At 67.6% G+C, this 15,765-nt stretch carries 13 protein-coding genes; 6 read left to right on the top strand and 7 right to left on the bottom strand.

Annotated elements, in window-relative coordinates:
- Window positions 1-44 precede the first annotated feature (44 nt).
- The 4 genes from DID98_RS18800 to DID98_RS18780 all read left to right on the top strand — a co-directional run bounded on the left by DID98_RS18800 (window position 45) and on the right by DID98_RS18780 (window position 3,276).
- A complete protein-coding gene (locus tag DID98_RS18800) occupies window positions 45-605 on the top strand; it encodes a cytochrome b (protein ID WP_124571192.1) in 561 nt (186 codons plus the stop codon).
- Window positions 606-613: 8 nt separating this feature from the next.
- The gene (locus DID98_RS18795; protein ID WP_124520275.1) at window positions 614-1,174 is read left to right on the top strand and encodes a YceI family protein; all 561 of its coding nucleotides are present in this window, start codon (window positions 614-616) and stop codon (window positions 1,172-1,174) included.
- Window positions 1,175-1,240: 66 nt separating this feature from the next.
- Window positions 1,241-1,822 (top strand): YceI family protein, encoded by a 582-nt coding sequence (locus tag DID98_RS18790; RefSeq protein ID WP_044844018.1) that lies wholly within the window; start codon window positions 1,241-1,243, stop codon window positions 1,820-1,822.
- 176 nt (window positions 1,823-1,998) lie between these two features.
- Entirely contained in the window at window positions 1,999-3,276 is a 1,278-nt protein-coding gene (locus DID98_RS18780; protein ID WP_124487978.1) for an MFS transporter, read from the top strand.
- Window positions 3,277-3,296: 20 nt separating this feature from the next.
- On the opposite strand, the gene DID98_RS18775 is transcribed toward DID98_RS18780, so the two are convergent.
- The 7 genes from DID98_RS18775 to queA form a co-directional block, all read right to left on the bottom strand.
- On the bottom strand, window positions 3,297-3,785 hold the full coding sequence (locus tag DID98_RS18775) for a hypothetical protein (protein WP_124571191.1): 489 nt from the start codon (window positions 3,783-3,785) through the stop codon (window positions 3,297-3,299).
- A 70-nt stretch (window positions 3,786-3,855) separates the two neighbouring features.
- Window positions 3,856-5,427, bottom strand: a complete 1,572-nt coding sequence (locus DID98_RS18770; protein ID WP_185640872.1) for a S41 family peptidase — start codon at window positions 5,425-5,427, stop codon at window positions 3,856-3,858.
- Window positions 5,428-5,587: 160 nt separating this feature from the next.
- Entirely contained in the window at window positions 5,588-6,538 is a 951-nt protein-coding gene (secF, locus tag DID98_RS18765) for a protein translocase subunit SecF (protein WP_044844020.1), read from the bottom strand.
- An 18-nt stretch (window positions 6,539-6,556) separates the two neighbouring features.
- Window positions 6,557-8,587 (bottom strand): protein translocase subunit SecD, encoded by a 2,031-nt coding sequence (secD, locus tag DID98_RS18760; protein ID WP_124487976.1) that lies wholly within the window; start codon window positions 8,585-8,587, stop codon window positions 6,557-6,559.
- A 106-nt stretch (window positions 8,588-8,693) separates the two neighbouring features.
- On the bottom strand, window positions 8,694-9,017 hold the full coding sequence (gene yajC, locus DID98_RS18755; RefSeq protein ID WP_006476868.1) for a preprotein translocase subunit YajC: 324 nt from the start codon (window positions 9,015-9,017) through the stop codon (window positions 8,694-8,696).
- Between the two features lie 231 nt (window positions 9,018-9,248).
- The gene (tgt, locus tag DID98_RS18750) at window positions 9,249-10,448 is read right to left on the bottom strand and encodes a tRNA guanosine(34) transglycosylase Tgt (RefSeq protein ID WP_124487975.1); all 1,200 of its coding nucleotides are present in this window, start codon (window positions 10,446-10,448) and stop codon (window positions 9,249-9,251) included.
- Between the two features lie 207 nt (window positions 10,449-10,655).
- A complete protein-coding gene (gene queA, locus DID98_RS18745; protein ID WP_124571190.1) occupies window positions 10,656-11,723 on the bottom strand; it encodes a tRNA preQ1(34) S-adenosylmethionine ribosyltransferase-isomerase QueA in 1,068 nt (355 codons plus the stop codon).
- A 167-nt stretch (window positions 11,724-11,890) separates the two neighbouring features.
- Here queA and recG point away from each other — a divergent pair, with 167 nt between their 5' ends.
- Together recG and DID98_RS18735 are read left to right on the top strand one after the other, a co-directional pair.
- Window positions 11,891-14,239: an ATP-dependent DNA helicase RecG gene (recG, locus tag DID98_RS18740; protein ID WP_124571189.1), complete on the top strand. Its 2,349-nt coding sequence runs from the start codon at window positions 11,891-11,893 to the stop codon at window positions 14,237-14,239.
- Window positions 14,240-14,376: 137 nt separating this feature from the next.
- Window positions 14,377-15,336 carry a hydrogen peroxide-inducible genes activator gene (locus tag DID98_RS18735; RefSeq protein WP_044844025.1) on the top strand — a complete coding sequence of 320 codons (960 nt, stop codon included), beginning with the start codon at window positions 14,377-14,379 and terminating at the stop codon, window positions 15,334-15,336.
- The last annotated feature ends 429 nt before the right edge of the window (window positions 15,337-15,765 follow it).

The following is a 15,765-nucleotide window of genomic DNA, read 5'->3' as shown; positions in this document are numbered from 1 at the left end:
ACGAATGGGCCGGCGCAGCCGTTCGCTCAACTGAGGAATCCAAGATGGCATCGAAATCGCCGCCGGCCGGGCCGGCACGCTACGCGCACACCGCGATCGCGCTGCACTGGCTGATCGCGCTGCTGATCGTCTGCGGCTTCGCACTCGGCTGGGTCATGACCGACATCCCCGGCTTCACGCCGACGAAGCTGAAGTACTTCTCGTGGCACAAGTGGATCGGCGTGACGGTGTTCGCACTGGCCGTCGCGCGCGTGCTGTGGCGCGCGACCCACGTGCCGCCGCCGCTGCCGGGCGACACGCCGGCGTGGCAGCGCGCGGTGTCGCACGGCGTGCACATGCTGCTGTACGTGCTGATGATCGTGATCCCGGTCACGGGCTACCTGTACAGCTCGGCGTCGAACATCCCGGTCGTCTACCTCGGCATCGTGCCGCTGCCGCGCCTGATCGATCCCGATCCGGTGCTGAAGGAAACCTTCAAGACGCTGCACGTGTCCTTGAATTACATTCTGCTTGCGCTCGTCGCCATGCACGTGCTCGCGGCGCTCAAGCACCAGTTGTTGGACCGCGACGGCCTGCTGTCGCGGATGCTTCCCTCCGCCAAATGAAGGATCCCATGAAAGTGTCTTTCTCCCGCTCCATGCTGACCGCATTCGCCGCGGTGTCACTTGTCGCGTCGGCCGCGGCGCATGCCGACGTCGATCTCTCGAAGAGCAAGGTGTCCGCCGTGTCGAAGCAGATGAACGTGCCGACCGAAGGCGCGTTCAAGAAGTTCTCCGCGCAGGTGAAGTTCGACCCCGCGAAGGCGGCGCAGGGCAGCGCGCAAATGTCGATCGACATCGCGAGCTTCGACCTCGGCGACAAGATGTACAACGAGCAGGTCACGGGCAAGGACTGGTTCGACGCGAAGGCGTATCCGCAGGCGACCTTCGCGTCGTCGGCGATCGCGCCGGCCGGCGGCAACAAGTACAACGTGACCGGCAAGCTGACGATCAAGGGCAAGTCCGAGACCGTCACCGTGCCCGTCACGGTCACGCAGAGCGGCGCGACGCAGACCTTCGACGGCGTGCTGCCGATCAAGCGTTCGGCGTTCAACGTCGGCACCGGCGAGTGGAAGGACACGTCGATCGTCGCCGACGAAGTGCAGATCAAGTTCCATCTCGTCGCCACGAAGTAAGCGGCGGGCTGTCGCATCACCCCGAATGCCGCGCGAGGGCGCGGCGCTGTTCCAAGGAGAAAGCATTTGAAAAAGCATCTGATCATCGCCGCGGGCGCGCTGGCCGCCTCGCTGTCGTTCTCGGCATTCGCCGACAGCGCGACGTACCAGTTCGACCCGAGCCATACGTACCCGAGCTTCGAGGCCGACCACTTCGGCGGCCTGTCGGTCTGGCGCGGCAAGTTCGACAAGTCGAGCGGCAGCGTGACGCTCGACCGCGCGGCGAAGACCGGCACGGTCGACGTGACGACCGACGTCGCGTCGATCCAGACGGGCAGCGCGAAGCTCGACGAGCACCTGCAGACGGCCGAGTTCTTCGACGTCTCCAAGTTCCCGCAGGCGAACTACAAGGGCACCATCAAGTTCGACGGCGACAAGCCGGTGTCGGTGGTCGGCAACCTGACGCTGCACGGCGTCACGAAGCCGCTCACGCTGAAGATCGATTCGTTCAAGTGCATGCCGCATCCGATGCTCAAGCGTGAAGTGTGCGGCGTCGACGCGGTCGGCGAATTCAGCCGCGACGATTTCGGCCTCGACTACGGCAAGCAGTACGGCTTCAAGATGAAGACGAAGCTGCTGATCACGGCCGAAGCCGTCAAGCAGCAGTAACGCGCCCGGCCGGGCCGGCCGCCGCGTCACGCTCGCCGGCCCGTCGCGTGCCAGCCGCCGCGCTCCCGTTGTTCGGGGGCGCGGCGGTTTTTTTTGCGCGCCTATAATCGTGCGCACAGCTCGCGGCGCGAGAACGGACGCGTCGGACAGAACGTACAACGACAAGGAGATCGCCGATGCACGCCGTCACGCAGTCCAGCTCCATTGCTTCGTCGTCGCGCGTATGGCGCGCGGTGGTCGCCGCGTCGATCGGCAACGCGCTCGAATGGTTCGACCTCGTCGTCTACGGCTTCTTCGCGGTGACGATCTCGAAGCTGTTCTTTCCGGCCGGCAACGACACCGTGTCGCTGCTGCTCACGCTCGGCACGTTCGGCGTGTCGTTCTTCATGCGCCCGCTCGGCGCGATCGTCCTCGGCGCGTACGCCGACCGCGCGGGCCGCAAGGCCGCGCTCACGCTGTCGATCCTGCTGATGATGGCCGGCACGCTGGTCATCGCGGTACTGCCGACCTACCGGACGATCGGCGTCGCGGCGCCGCTGATCCTCGTCGCCGCGCGATTGATGCAGGGCTTTTCGGCCGGCGGCGAATTCGGCAGCGCGACCGCGTTCCTGGCCGAGCATGTGCCCGGGCGGCGCGGTTTCTTCGCGAGCTGGCAGGTCGCGAGCCAGGGGCTCACGACGCTGCTCGCGGCGGGTTTCGGCACCGTGCTGAACGCGCAGCTCACGGCCGAGCAGATGGCCGCGTGGGGCTGGCGCATCCCGTTCTTTTTCGGACTGCTGCTCGGGCCCGTCGCGTACTACATCCGCTCGAAGGTCGACGAGACGCCCGAATTCCTCGCGGCGGAAAGCACCGCGAGCCCGCTGCGCGACACGTTCGCGTCGCACAAGGCGCGGCTCGTCGCCGCGATGGGCGTGGTGGTGCTCGGCACCGTCGCGACCTATCTCGTGCTGTTCATGCCGACCTACGGCGTGAAGCAGCTCGGCCTCGCGCCGTCGGCCGCGTTCGCGGCGATCCTCGTCGTCGGCGTGATCCAGATGGCGTTCGCGCCGCTCGTCGGCCACTGGTCGGATCGTTACGGCCGCGTGCGCGTGATGCTCGCGCCGGCCGTCGGCATTCTCGTGCTGATCTATCCGGCGTTCGCGTATCTCGTCGCGCATCCGGGCTTCGGCACGCTGATCGCGCTGCAGGTACTGCTCGCGTTCCTGATGACCGGCTATTTCGCGGCGCTGCCGGGGCTGCTGTCCGAAGTGTTTCCGGTGCAGACGCGCACGACCGGGATGTCGCTTGCGTATAACGTCGCGGTGACGATCTTCGGCGGCTTCGGGCCGTTCATCATCGCATGGCTGATCCGCGCGACCGGGATGAAGACCGCGCCGAGCTTCTACCTGATGTTCGCGGCCGTGCTGAGCCTCGCGGCGCTGGTGGTGTTGCGGCGGCGGTTCGGGTTCCGGTGATCGGGAAGGGCGGCCGTCGATCAGCCGTCGGTATCGCGCAGCGTCTTTGCCGTCGCGCGCAGCGTTTCGAGATCGGCCGGGATGTTCTGCCGGCCGGCCGGGTTCGTCGCGGATACCGTTTCGATGAAGCGGTAAGTGGCGTCGTACTGTGGTTTCGAGAGCAGCAGGCGCCGAGTGGCCAGTGCATCGCGTGCGTCGTCTCGAGCACGTTGCGCATCGGCACCGAGCGCGCGATAGTGCTTCCGGAGGAGCGCCGACACCGGGTTTTGCGGCATCTCTGCCGCCAGCGCGTCGAGTGCCGCGACATCGTCGTACCGTGCCTGCTTCTCGGCGAAAAGCTCGGCTCGACCCCACGCTTCATCGAAGGCCTTGCGCTGCTCGTCGGCGCGCGCCATCTCGTGGTTGACGATCCAGGTGCTGGCGCTGCCGATCAGTGCACAGGCGATTCCCACGGCGAGCGGATGTTCGAGGAATGCGCGGATGGAGCGGCGTGGTCTGGCGTGTGTCATCGGCTTCGGTCCGGAGGTGACGGAGCGTTCAATCTACCACCGCGGCCGATGCGGTCGGTCCGACGGCACGTCAGTGCTCGCCGCGCTCGCATACCGGCTGCGCCGGCATCAGTTGCGCCGGTGCAGCGACGGTCTGCACCGGGCGGCCGGCGAGCGCGTCGAGCGCTTGCCGGAGCTGCCAGTCACTTGCCGTGCCGAATTCGCGCTGCGGAAGCGCCGCGCTCTTCGCCGTATCGATCTTCGCGCGCACGCGGGCTTCGCGCAGTGCCTGCCGTGCCTTGCGAACCTGCGCGAACGGGTCGGGCGCGACCCGGTCCGCATACGGCGCGCGGGCGAGATCGACTTCGCGGTACCACAGCAGCACGCCGTCGACGTCCGAGTCGCGGCGCGGCGGCACGAGCCAGTCCGGCACGACGCCGTAGCCGTCCATCGGGCAGCCGTTCGGCCGCAGGTTGCGCGCGAACGTGAAAGCAAGGCGCGTGCCGTCGATCAGGTCGACGCCGGTCTGCGCGAGTCCCTTTCCGTAGGTCGGCATCCCGAGCAGCCGCGCGCGGTCGAGATCCTTCAGTGCCGCCGCCGTCGCTTCGGCGGCCGACGCGCTCTGTCCGTCGACGAGCACCACGAGCGGCACGGTGCGCCACCAGTCGTCGGCCTGCAGCGGCGCGAGCGGATCCTGGCCGCGCATGACCGGCAGTTCGTAGTCGGGCCAGTTGGTCGTGAAGCGGCGGCGCTTCGTGCCGTCGCGCTCGAGCGTGATCATCGCGGTACGGTCGCGCCCGGCGAACAGCGCGGTGATGCCGATCGCCGCATTCAGCGCGCCGCCGCCGTTGATGCGCAGGTCGAGGATCACGCCTTTCACCGGCGGCCCCGCGCGGCGCGCGGCCTGCACCGCGTCGATATAGCTGCCGACCGCGGGCTCCGGAAAGCTCGACAGCCGCGTGTACAGGATGTCGCCGGCGAGCCGCTTCGTCGTCGCCGGGTGTGGCCGGACGATCGCGCGGACCGGCGCGAAGGTCAGCGTCGCGTGGTTCGGACCGCGCCGGACCGTGAGCTTCAGCGGCACGCCCGCGTCGCCCTTCGCGAATTTCACGACCTCGCTGCTGTCGATGCCGACGACGCTCCGGCCGTTCATCGCGACGACGAGATCGTCGGGCCGCACGCCGGCCTGTTCGGCGGGCGCGTCGGGGATGACGTCGAGGATGTGCAGCCCGTCGGGCCGTGTCTCGAACACGATGCCGATGCCCGGCGTGCCGTCGCGCGCGCGGCGCTCGTCGTCGCGCCGTTCCTGCTCCTCCTTCGCGTTGAAGAAGCGCGCGTGCGGCAGCGTCTTGATCCCGTCGTGCACGGTGGCGTCGAGCAGCGCGCCGATGTCGACGTCGGTCAGGTGCTGCTTCTTCAGCACGTCGACCGCGGCCTTCAGTTCGCAGAGCTGCGGTTCCCAGTCGGGCGGGCAGGGTGACGGTTGCGACGCGGCGGCAGCAGCGGCCGCCGCGGCCGCGGACGGGGCCGCAGGCGGGACGGCAGGCGGCGCGGACGCGGATTGCGCGCGCGCGGCCGATGCGCATGCAACGAACGCAGCCGCGGCGGCTGCGCCGGTACTCCAGGCGACGATGCGATGAACGACACGCGTGGCTGGCATCATGAGGACCGCGGCTTCGGCGGGTGGCGGGGCGGGACGGTGACGCGATTGTAGCCGACGGTCCGTGCAGTCGCGACGGACGAGGAGGGCGGCGGCTCGCCCATGAAAAAAGGCCGGTCCACGAGGGACCGGCCTTCCGGTATCAGCCGAAGCGATACAGCGCTTAAACCTGCGCGCCCGCGTTCGGATCGTCCGGATCGTGCGCGGTCTTCTTTTCCTTGATGAGGTCTTCGCGCTTGATGCCGAGCCACATCGCGAGCGAGCCCGCGACGAACACCGACGAGTAGATGCCGAACATGATGCCGACCGTCAGCGCGAGCGCGAAGTAGTGCAGCGTCGGGCCGCCGAAGAAGAACATCGACAGCACCATCATTTCCGTCGACGTGTGCGTGATGATCGTCCGCGACATCGTGGTCGTGATCGCGTGGTTGATCACTTCCTGCACGCTCATCTTGCGTTCGCGGCGGAACGTTTCGCGGATCCGGTCGAAGATGACGACCGACTCGTTGACCGAGTAGCCGAGCACCGCGAGGATCGCCGCGAGCACCGCCAGCGAGAACTCCCACTGGAAGAACGCGAAGAAGCCGAGAATGATCACGACGTCGTGCAGGTTCGCGATGATACCGGCGACCGCGTACTTCCATTCGAAGCGGATCGACAGGTAGATCACGATGCCGATCACCACGCACGCGAGCGCGAGGAGACCGTCGGTCGCAAGCTCGCGGCCGACCTGCGGGCCGACGAACTCGACGCGCTGCAGCGTCACGTCGGGGCTTTGCGCCTTCAGCGCGGTCATCACCTGGTCGCTCTGCTGCGCGGACGTGAGGCCTTCCTTCAGCTGCAGGCGGATCAGCACGTTGCGCGACGTGCCGAAGTTCTGCACCTGCGCATCGGCATAGCCGAGCTTGCCGAGCGTGTCGCGCACGGGTTCGAGCTGCGCGGCCTGCTGGTACTGGACCTCGATCACCGTGCCGCCGGTGAATTCGACGGACAGGTGCAGCCCGCGGTGGAACAGGAAGAACACGGCGGCGAGGAACGTGACCAGCGAGATCACGTTGAACACCAGCGCGTGCCGCATGAACGGAATGTCTTTACGGATGCGGAAAAATTCCATGGCTTCGTCTCCGGGGCCTTATTGGGTCGAGCCCGGTTTCTTCGGCGACACGCCTTGCTGCGCGCGGTTGCGCAGCTGCGGCTTGCCGGCGCGCGGTGCGTCGCCCTTCGCGGGTGCGGCGAGCTTCGCGGCGCGCGCGGTGTCGGTCGATTCGTCGGCCGCGCCGAACGCTGCACCTGCGGCACCGGCCGTGGCGCCTTCCGGCTTCCACACCTGGCCGATCGCGAGCGACTTCAGCTTCTTGCGGCCGCCGTACCAGAGGTTGACGATCCCGCGTGAGAAGAACACCGCGGAGAACATCGACGTCAGGATGCCGAGGCAGTGCACGATCGCGAATGCGCGAACCGGGCCCGAGCCGAACGCGAGCAGCGCGAGGCCGGCGATCAGCGTCGTGACGTTCGAGTCGAGAATCGTCGCCCACGCATGCGCGTAACCGGCCTGGATCGCGAGCTGCGGCGGCTGGCCGGCGCGCAGTTCTTCACGCACGCGCTCGTTGATCAGCACGTTCGAGTCGATCGCCATGCCGAGCGCGAGCGCGATGGCCGCGATACCCGGCAGCGTCAGCGTCGCCTGCATCAGCGACAGCACCGCGACGAGCAGCAGCAGGTTCACCGACAGGCCGATCACCGAGATCACGCCGAACAGCATGTAGTACGCGATCATGAACACGGCGATCGCGCAGAAGCCCCAGATCACCGAGTGGACGCCCATCTTGATGTTGTCCGCGCCGAGGCTCGGGCCGATCGTGCGTTCCTCGATGATGTCCATCGGTGCGGCGAGCGAACCGGCGCGCAGCAGCAGCGCGAGGTCGGCCGCCGCCTGCGGCGTCGGTTGGCCCGTGATCTGGAAGCGGTCGCCGAGTTCGGACTGGATCGTCGCGACCGTCAGCACCTCGCCCTTGCCCTTCTCGAACAGCACCATCGCCATCGGCTTGCCGATGTTCTCGCGCGACACCGCGCGCACCGAGCGGCCGCCCGCCGAGTCGAGGCGGATGTTGACCGACGGACGCTGGTGTTCGTCGAAGCCGGCCGACGCATCGATGATGCGGTCGCCGGTGAAGATCACTTCCTTCTTCAGCAGCACGGGCGCCTGGTTGCCCTGCGTGAACAGCTCCTCGCCCGGCGGCACGGGGTCGTTCGGGTTCGGGTGCGTGTTGAGCGGATCGGCGAGGCGCGCCTCGAGCGTCGCGGTGCGGCCGATGATGTCCTTCGCCTTCGCGGTGTCCTGCACGCCCGGCAGTTCGACGACGATACGGTCGCTGCCCTGCTGCTGCAGGATCGGCTCGGACACGCCGAGTTCGTTCACGCGGTTGTGGAGCGTGGTCAGGTTCTGCTTGAGCGCGGCGTCCTCGACGGCCTTCTGCACGGCCGGCGTGAACGTGCCGACGACTTGCGTGCCGCCGCCGCCGGGCTGGGTCGCCCATTGCAGTTCGGTGACCGACGCGGCGAGCACCTTGCGGGCGTCTTCGGCCGTTTGCGCGTCGCTGAAGTTGACGACGACGGACTGGTCGACGCGGCTCACGCCGCCGTCGCGGATGTTCTTGTCACGCAGCAGCGCACGGGCGTCGGACGCGTCGGAGTCGAGCTTCTTGGTGAGCGCGCCCGTCATGTCGACCTGGAGCAGGAAATGCACACCGCCGCGCAGGTCGAGGCCGAGATACATCGGCAGGGCGTGCAGCGCGGTCAGCCAGCGCGGCGACGCGCTCTGCAGGTTCAGTGCGACGACGTACTGCGGATCGTTCGGGTCGGTGTTCAGCGATTTCTGCAGCAGGTCCTTGACGCGCAGCTGCGTATCGGTGTCCTTCAGGCGCACGCGGATGTTCGCGTTGGACGCCGTGTTCTCGAAGGTGACGTCGTCCGGCGTGATCTGCGCGGACGCGAGCGCGGATTCGACCTGGGTCAGCGTGGTCGAGTCGAGCTTGACCGTGGCCTTGCCGCTCGACACCTGCACCGCCGGCGCTTCACCGAAGAAGTTGGGCAATGTGTACAGAAGGCCGATGGCGAGCGCCACGACCATCACGACATATTTCCAGAGTGGATAACGATTCATGAGGGGGCCGAACGGGTGGTTGGCGTGAAAGCGTCGCGTCCGGCGCCGCGGCGGCCCGCGCTGTCAGGCGGGCACGGCGCGGGGAGCCGGACGCTCGGTGAAAACCTTACAGCGACTTGATCGTGCCCTTCGGCAGAATGGTCGTGACCGCAGCCTTCTGCACGGTGATTTCGGTGCCTTCGGCGATTTCGACGCCGATGTAGCCTTCGGTGACCTTCGTCACCTTGCCGACGAGGCCGCCGCTCGTGACGACTTCGTCGCCCTTCGCCATGGCCGCGAGCATGTTGCGGTGTTCCTTCTGGCGCTTCATCTGCGGACGGATCATGATGAAGTACAGCACCGCGAACATCAGGATGAGCGGCAGGAAGCTCATCAGGCTCGATTCGGCGCCACCGGCGCCTTGCGCGAAGGCATTGGAAATGAACGGCACGTTGGTCTCTCCGTAGGGGAAGATCGAAAAATAAGCCGGTTATTCTACCACCGGCCCCATGCGCGAACGGCTCGGCAAATGCGCTTTCGGATCAAGCTGTTAAGCGTGAAACGACGCCGTTGCGACTCGTTTGGAAAGGCGATTGTAATGTTTGGCGGTCGCGACGGGCACCCGGAACGCATTATTTAGTACACGTCCTATGTGACGGGCGCGCTGCGGGCCGCCGGCCCGTCAGTCGACCCCTCTCGCGCGATCCTCCGCGAAGCGCTGGCGGAATGCGTCGAACGTATGGGTCTCGATCGCGTCGCGGATCTCGCTCATCAGCTGCAGGTAGTAGTGCAGGTTGTGGATCGTGTTGAGCTGCGCGCCGAGGATTTCGCCGACGCGGTGCAGGTGATGCAGGTAGCCGCGCGAGAAATTCTGGCACGTGTAGCACGTGCAGCTCGCGTCGAGCGGCTTCAGCGAGTTCTTGTGCGTCGCGTTGCGGATCTTCACGTCGCCGAAGCGCGTGAAGAGCCAGCCGTTGCGCGCGTTGCGGGTCGGCATCACGCAGTCGAACATGTCGATGCCGTTCGCGACGCCCTCGACCAGGTCCTCCGGCGTGCCGACGCCCATCAGGTAGTGCGGCTTGTGGGCCGGCAGCTTCGGGCCGACGTGCCGCAGCACGCGCATCATGTCTTCCTTCGGCTCGCCGACCGACAGCCCGCCGATCGCGAGGCCGTGGAAGCCGAGCTCCGCGAGGCCCGCGAGCGATTCGTCGCGCAGGTCCTCGAACATCCCGCCCTGGACGATCCCGAAGAGGGCGTTCGGGTTGCCGAGCCGGTCGAACTCGTCGAGCGAGCGCTTCGCCCAGCGCAGCGACATGCGCATCGACTCGGCCGCTTCCTTGTGCGTGGTCGGCACGCCGTTGGTCGCGTACGGCGTGCACTCGTCGAACTGCATCACGATGTCCGAGTTCAGCACCTTCTGGATCTGCATCGACACTTCCGGCGACAGGAACAGCTTGTCGCCGTTGATCGGCGATGCGAACGTCACGCCGTCCTCGGTGATCTTGCGCAGGTCGCCGAGCGAGAACACCTGGAAGCCGCCCGAGTCCGTCAGGATCGGCTTGTTCCAGCCCATGAAGCCGTGCAGGCCGCCGTGCGCGTCGATCGTGTCGAGGCCCGGGCGCAGCCACAGGTGGAACGTGTTGCCGAGGATGATCTGGGCCTTGATCTCGTGCAGCTCGCGCGGCTGGATCGCCTTCACGGTGCCGTACGTGCCGACCGGCATGAAGATCGGCGTCTCGACCACGCCGTGGTTGAGCTTCACGCGGCCGCGGCGCGCATGGCCGTCGGTCGTCAGCAGTTCGAATTCGAGCCCGTTCGCGGGGCGGTCCTGCACGGGGGCGTGCGGATGAGCGTGCGTATCGTGGGATGAACCTTCGGTCATCGCGTCATTCTCCTTGCCACCGGAGAACAGTCCGGCGCATGTTGGAAACGCCGCCGGGCAACCGGCGGCGGGGAAAAGCGGGTGCGCGCCATCGTAGCGCGTACCGCAGCAAAACGGGGGCGACGGCGCGGGGACAACGGCGCGACGGCGCGACGCGCAGCGGCCGCAGCGCGGTCGCGGGCCGGCGTGTCTTCGCACCTGCCGCGCTTACGCGCGCGGCGCCTCCGGCGTGCCGCGCCGCGTGAGCAGCATCGCGTCGCCGTAGCTGAAGAAGCGGTAGCGTGCGTCGATCGCGTGCCGGTACGCGGCGCGGATCGTCTCGACGCCCGCGAACGCCGACACCAGCATCAGCAGTGTCGACTTCGGCAGGTGGAAGTTCGTGACGAGCCGGTCGACGATCCGGAAAGCATAGCCGGGCGTGATGAAGATGTCGGTCTCGGCCTGCGTCGCCGCGAGCGGGCGGCCGGCTGCGTCGGCGCTGCGCGCCGCGGCTTCGAGCGCGCGCATCGAGGTCGTGCCGACCGCGATCACGTTGCCGCCGCGCGCGCGGGTCGCGGCGATCTTGTCGACGAGCGACTGCGGCAGGTCGTACCACTCGCTGTGCATCTTGTGCTCGGCGATGTTGTCGACGCGCACCGGCTGGAACGTGCCGGCGCCCACGTGCAGCGTCAGCGTCGCGCGCTCGACGCCCATCGCGTCGAGCTGCTCGAGCAGCGGCTGGTCGAAATGGAGCCCGGCCGTGGGCGCGGCGACCGCGCCCGGATTGCTCGCATAGACGGTCTGGTAGCGCGTTTCGTCGGTCGCGTCCGGATCGTGCTCGATATAGGGCGGCAGCGGCAGGCGGCCGAACTGCTCGATCAGGTCGAGGCACGGCTCGGGGAAGATCAGCGTGAAGAACGGCTCGACGCGCTCGCCGACCGTCACGTCGAACGCGTCGGCGAGGCGCAGCGTCGTGCCGGCGCCCGGCGACTTGCTCGCGCGGATCTGCGCGAGCGCGGTGTGCGTGCCGGTCACGCGCTCGATCAGTACCTCGATCTTGCCGCCGCTGGCCTTCTGGCCGAAGAACCGTGCCTTCAGGACCTTGGTATCGTTGAACACGAGCAGGTCGCCGGGCGCGATGCACGACGGCAGCTCGGCGAAGCGGCGGTCGACGAGGCGCGCGGGCTCGACGGTGCCGTCGACCTCGAGCAGGCGGCTCGCGGTACGGTCGGGCAGCGCGGTTTGCGCAATCAGCTCGGGAGGCAGATTGAAATCGAAATCGGAAAGCGTGAACATGCGGGCTGGTTCGAAACGGCCGGCGGGCGCCGCCGACAAGGCGGAAACGCATGAATGGGGCGCGCGAGCCGCTATGATGGCGGGATGCGCGGCCTGGCCGGCGTCGTTCGTTCGGACGACGTGAAAGCCGCTATTGTACTTGCCTTGCGAAGCACCCAGACGATCCGATGCCTGTGTCACCACGCCGTTCCACCGCCGCCGTTGCCGATTCCGCCGATCCGTTCGACGCGGACGATGCCGCGTTACCCGCGCGCAGCGCGGGGGAGCACGAGTCACCGCGCGGTATCGCGCCGCGGCGCACGGGCCCGAAGCGCGGTGCCGACGGGCGGCTCGCGCAGCCGGCCGCTGCCGCACCCGACGCCGAACCGGGCGCGGGCGGCGACGAAGCGGGTGAAGCGGGTGCAGCGGGACCATCCGGTGCGAAACGCAAGAAGAAGCCGGCCGCCGACAAACCCGTGAAGACCGTCGACAAGCTCGCGAAGCTCGGCCTCACGCGCTCGATCGATCTCGTGCTGCATCTGCCGATGCGCTACGAGGACGAAACCACGCTCACGCCGATCGGCGAACTGCTGCCGGGCGGCATCGCGCAGACCGAAGGCGTCGTGTTCGACAACGAGGTCGCGTACCGGCCGCGTCGGCAGCTCGTCGTGAAGATCCAGGACGATGACGGCGAGCAGCTCGTGCTGCGCTTCCTCAATTTCTACGGCTCGCAGGTCAAGCAGATGGCCGTCGGCCAGCGGCTGCGCGTGCGCGGCGACGTCCGCGGCGGCTTCTTCGGGATGGAGATGGTGCATCCGGCCGTGCGCGTCGTCGAGGCCGATGCGCCGCTGCCGCAGGTGCTCACGCCCGTCTATCCGAGCACGGCCGGCGTGTCGCAGGCGTATCTGCGCAAGGCGATCGAGAACGCGGTCGAGCGCACGCCGCTGCCCGAGCTGCTGCCGCCCGAGATCGAGCGTGACTACCTGAAGCCGCTCGGCGTGCCGACGCTCGCGCAGGCCGTGCGCATCCTGCACCACCCGGCCGTCGATTCCGACGAAGCCGCGCTGATGGACGGCTCGCATCCGGCGTGGACCCGCATCAAGTTCGAGGAGCTGCTCGCGCAGCAACTGTCGCTCAAGCGCGCGCACGAGGAGCGCCGCACGCGCGCGGCGCCCGCGATGCCGCGCCGCGCCACGACCGATGCAGATGCGCTGACCACGCGTCTCTACGCGGCGCTGCCGTTCACGCTGACGGGCGCGCAGTCGCGCGTCGTCGACGAGATCGCGCACGACCTCACGCTCGCGCACCCGATGCAGCGGCTGCTGCAGGGCGACGTCGGCAGCGGCAAGACGGTCGTCGCGGCGCTGGCGGCCGCGCAGGCGATCGACGCCGGCTACCAGGCCGCGCTGATGGCGCCGACCGAAATCCTCGCGGAACAGCATGCGCGCAAGCTGCGCGCGTGGCTCGAACCGCTCGGCGTCACGGTCGCATGGCTCGCGGGCAGCCTGAAGGCGAAGGAGAAGCGCGCGGCGATCGAGGCCGCGGCGCTCGGCACCGCGCAGCTCGTGATCGGCACGCACGCGATCATCCAGGACACCGTCGAATTCGCGCGGCTCGGCCTCGTGATCGTCGACGAGCAGCACCGCTTCGGCGTCGAGCAGCGTCTCGCGCTGCGCGCGAAGGCCGCGAACGCGGCTAACGGCGCGCGCGATTTCCAGCCGCACCAGCTGATGATGTCGGCCACGCCGATCCCGCGCACGCTCGCGATGACGTATTACGCGGACCTCGAGGTGTCGACGATCGACGAGCTGCCGCCGGGCCGCACGCCGGTGCTGACGCGCCTCGTCGGCGACGCGCGGCGCGAGGAGGTGATCGCCCGCGTGCGCGAGGCCGCGCTGACCGGCCGCCAGGTGTACTGGGTGTGTCCGCTGATCGAGGAGAGCGAGACGCTGCAGCTGCAGACGGCCGTCGAAACCTATGAAACGCTGGCCGCGGCACTGCCCGAGCTGAAGGTCGGGCTCGTGCACGGGCGGCTGTCGCCGGCCGACAAGGCGGCCGTGATGGAGGCCTTCACGCGCAACGACGTACAACTGCTCGTCGCGACGACCGTGATCGAAGTCGGCGTCGACGTGCCGAATGCCTCGCTGATGGTGATCGAGCACGCGGAGCGCTTCGGCCTCGCGCAGTTGCACCAGCTGCGCGGCCGCGTCGGGCGCGGCACCGCGGCGTCGGTGTGCGTGCTGCTGTACACGGGCCCGCTGTCGCTGACCGGCCGCGAGCGGCTGAAGACGATGCGCGAGACGACCGACGGCTTCGAGATCGCGCGGCGCGACCTCGAGATCCGCGGCCCCGGCGAATTCCTCGGCGCGCGCCAGTCCGGCGCGGCGATGCTGCGCTTCGCGAACCTCGAGACCGACGGCTGGCTGATCGATCCGGCCCGCGACGCGGCGGCGCGGCTGATCGCCGCGTATCCCGACGTGGTCACGCAGCATCTCGCCCGCTGGCTCGGCGCGCGCGAGCAATATCTGAAGGCCTGATTCGCGCATTCAGGGTCGGATTTAAAACCGCCATGCAGCGCTGATTCGGCGTGTTGCGATACAGAGAAACTTGGCGAACCGGTGCCAACGGGTGTATAAATTAAACCTATCGCCTGTATATCCCTGATTGACCCACAATGACCCTGACTGAATTGAAATACATCGTCGCGGTCGCGCGCGAACGGCACTTCGGTCGCGCGGCCGAAGCGTGCTTCGTGAGCCAGCCGACGCTGTCGGTGGCGATCAAGAAGCTCGAAGACGAGCTCAACGTGCAGATTTTCGAGCGCGGCGCGAGCGAGGTGAGCGTGACCCCGATCGGCGACCAGATCGTCACGCAGGCGCAGCGCGTGCTCGAGCAGACCTTCGCGATCAAGGAGATCGCGAAGCAGGGCAAGGACCCGCTCGTCGGCCCGTTCCGGCTCGGCGTGATCTACACGATCGGGCCGTACCTGCTGCCGACGCTCGTCAAGCAGATGATCCAGCGCGTGCCGCAGATGCCGCTGATGCTGCAGGAAAACTACACGCTGAAGCTGCTCGAACTGCTGAAGCAGGGCGAGATCGACGCCGCGATCATGGCGCTGCCGTTCCCCGAAACCGGCCTGATGGTGCGGCCGCTGTACGACGAGCCGTTCGTCGTCGCGCTGCCGGCTGGCCATCCGTGGGAGAAGCGCGAGGAAATCGACGCCGAGGACCTGAAGCAGGAAACCATGCTGCTGCTCGGCAACGGCCATTGCTTCCGCGATCACGTGCTCGGCGTGTGCCCGGAGCTGATGCGCTTCTCGCAGACGGCCGACGGCATCCAGAAGACCTTCGAGGGCTCATCGCTCGAAACGATTCGCCATATGGTCGCGAGCGGCGTCGGCATCACGGTGCTGCCGCGGATGTCGGTCGCCGAGGTTGGTCCGCGCGCGAACGGCCCCGACGCCGAGTTGCTGTCGTACGTGCCGTTCAACGAACCGGTGCCGGATCGCCGCGTCGTGCTGGTGTGGCGCAAGAGCTTCACGCGGATGCCCGCGATCGACGCGATCAGCGAGGCGATCGCCGCGTGCGAGCTGCCGGGCGTCGCGAAGCTCGACATGCCGGCGACGATGAACTGAGTGAACTGATCAGGGAGCAGTGCTCCCGAGGCAGGCGGATGAACGGGGTCTGGCGACCCCGTTTATTTTTGCCTATCGAATAGATGAAATTTATTAAATTCAAATTATCGATAGACGTAATTAGAATCATTTCCATGGATTGCGTCGGATCGGCGGTTCGATTCGCACGTTGAATGCAAGCGTCAAAGGAGGATGTCATGATGCGGTCGGTACTGCAGCACGCGCAGCGGAACATCCCGTCGCGCGACGAGGTCGTCAATCGTGCGAGGGCCGCGGCCCGGAGCCTGCGCCCGATTGCGTTCGCGTACCTGGCGGACCGTACGTATGGCGGATGAGTGCCGTTGCATGCAGGTTCGGTGTTCCCCGACTCACCGCCGTTCAGCCATGAGGGAGCGTTGCATGTCCGAAGTCCCGCAACCCGCATCGAAG

The organism is Burkholderia sp. Bp8984 (assembly GCF_003853755.1).
Lineage (GTDB): Bacteria > Pseudomonadota > Gammaproteobacteria > Burkholderiales > Burkholderiaceae > Burkholderia.
This window is presented reverse-complemented; position numbering and strand designations above follow the sequence as displayed.

Excerpts from the sequence above, each read along its gene's own strand:
- DID98_RS18800 (WP_124571192.1), top strand. The coding sequence starts at position 45 with ATGGCATCGAAATCGCCGCCGGCCGGGCCGGCACGCTACGCGCACACC.
- DID98_RS18795 (WP_124520275.1), top strand. The coding sequence starts at position 614 with ATGAAAGTGTCTTTCTCCCGCTCCATGCTGACCGCATTCGCCGCGGTG.
- DID98_RS18780 (WP_124487978.1), top strand. The coding sequence starts at position 1,999 with ATGCACGCCGTCACGCAGTCCAGCTCCATTGCTTCGTCGTCGCGCGTA.
- DID98_RS18775 (WP_124571191.1), bottom strand. The coding sequence starts at position 3,785 with ATGACACACGCCAGACCACGCCGCTCCATCCGCGCATTCCTCGAACAT.
- DID98_RS18770 (WP_185640872.1), bottom strand. The coding sequence starts at position 5,427 with ATGATGCCAGCCACGCGTGTCGTTCATCGCATCGTCGCCTGGAGTACC.
- secF (WP_044844020.1), bottom strand. The coding sequence starts at position 6,538 with ATGGAATTTTTCCGCATCCGTAAAGACATTCCGTTCATGCGGCACGCG.
- secD (WP_124487976.1), bottom strand. The coding sequence starts at position 8,587 with ATGAATCGTTATCCACTCTGGAAATATGTCGTGATGGTCGTGGCGCTC.
- tgt (WP_124487975.1), bottom strand. The coding sequence starts at position 10,448 with ATGACCGAAGGTTCATCCCACGATACGCACGCTCATCCGCACGCCCCC.
- queA (WP_124571190.1), bottom strand. The coding sequence starts at position 11,723 with ATGTTCACGCTTTCCGATTTCGATTTCAATCTGCCTCCCGAGCTGATT.
- recG (WP_124571189.1), top strand. The coding sequence starts at position 11,891 with ATGCCTGTGTCACCACGCCGTTCCACCGCCGCCGTTGCCGATTCCGCC.
- DID98_RS18735 (WP_044844025.1), top strand. The coding sequence starts at position 14,377 with ATGACCCTGACTGAATTGAAATACATCGTCGCGGTCGCGCGCGAACGG.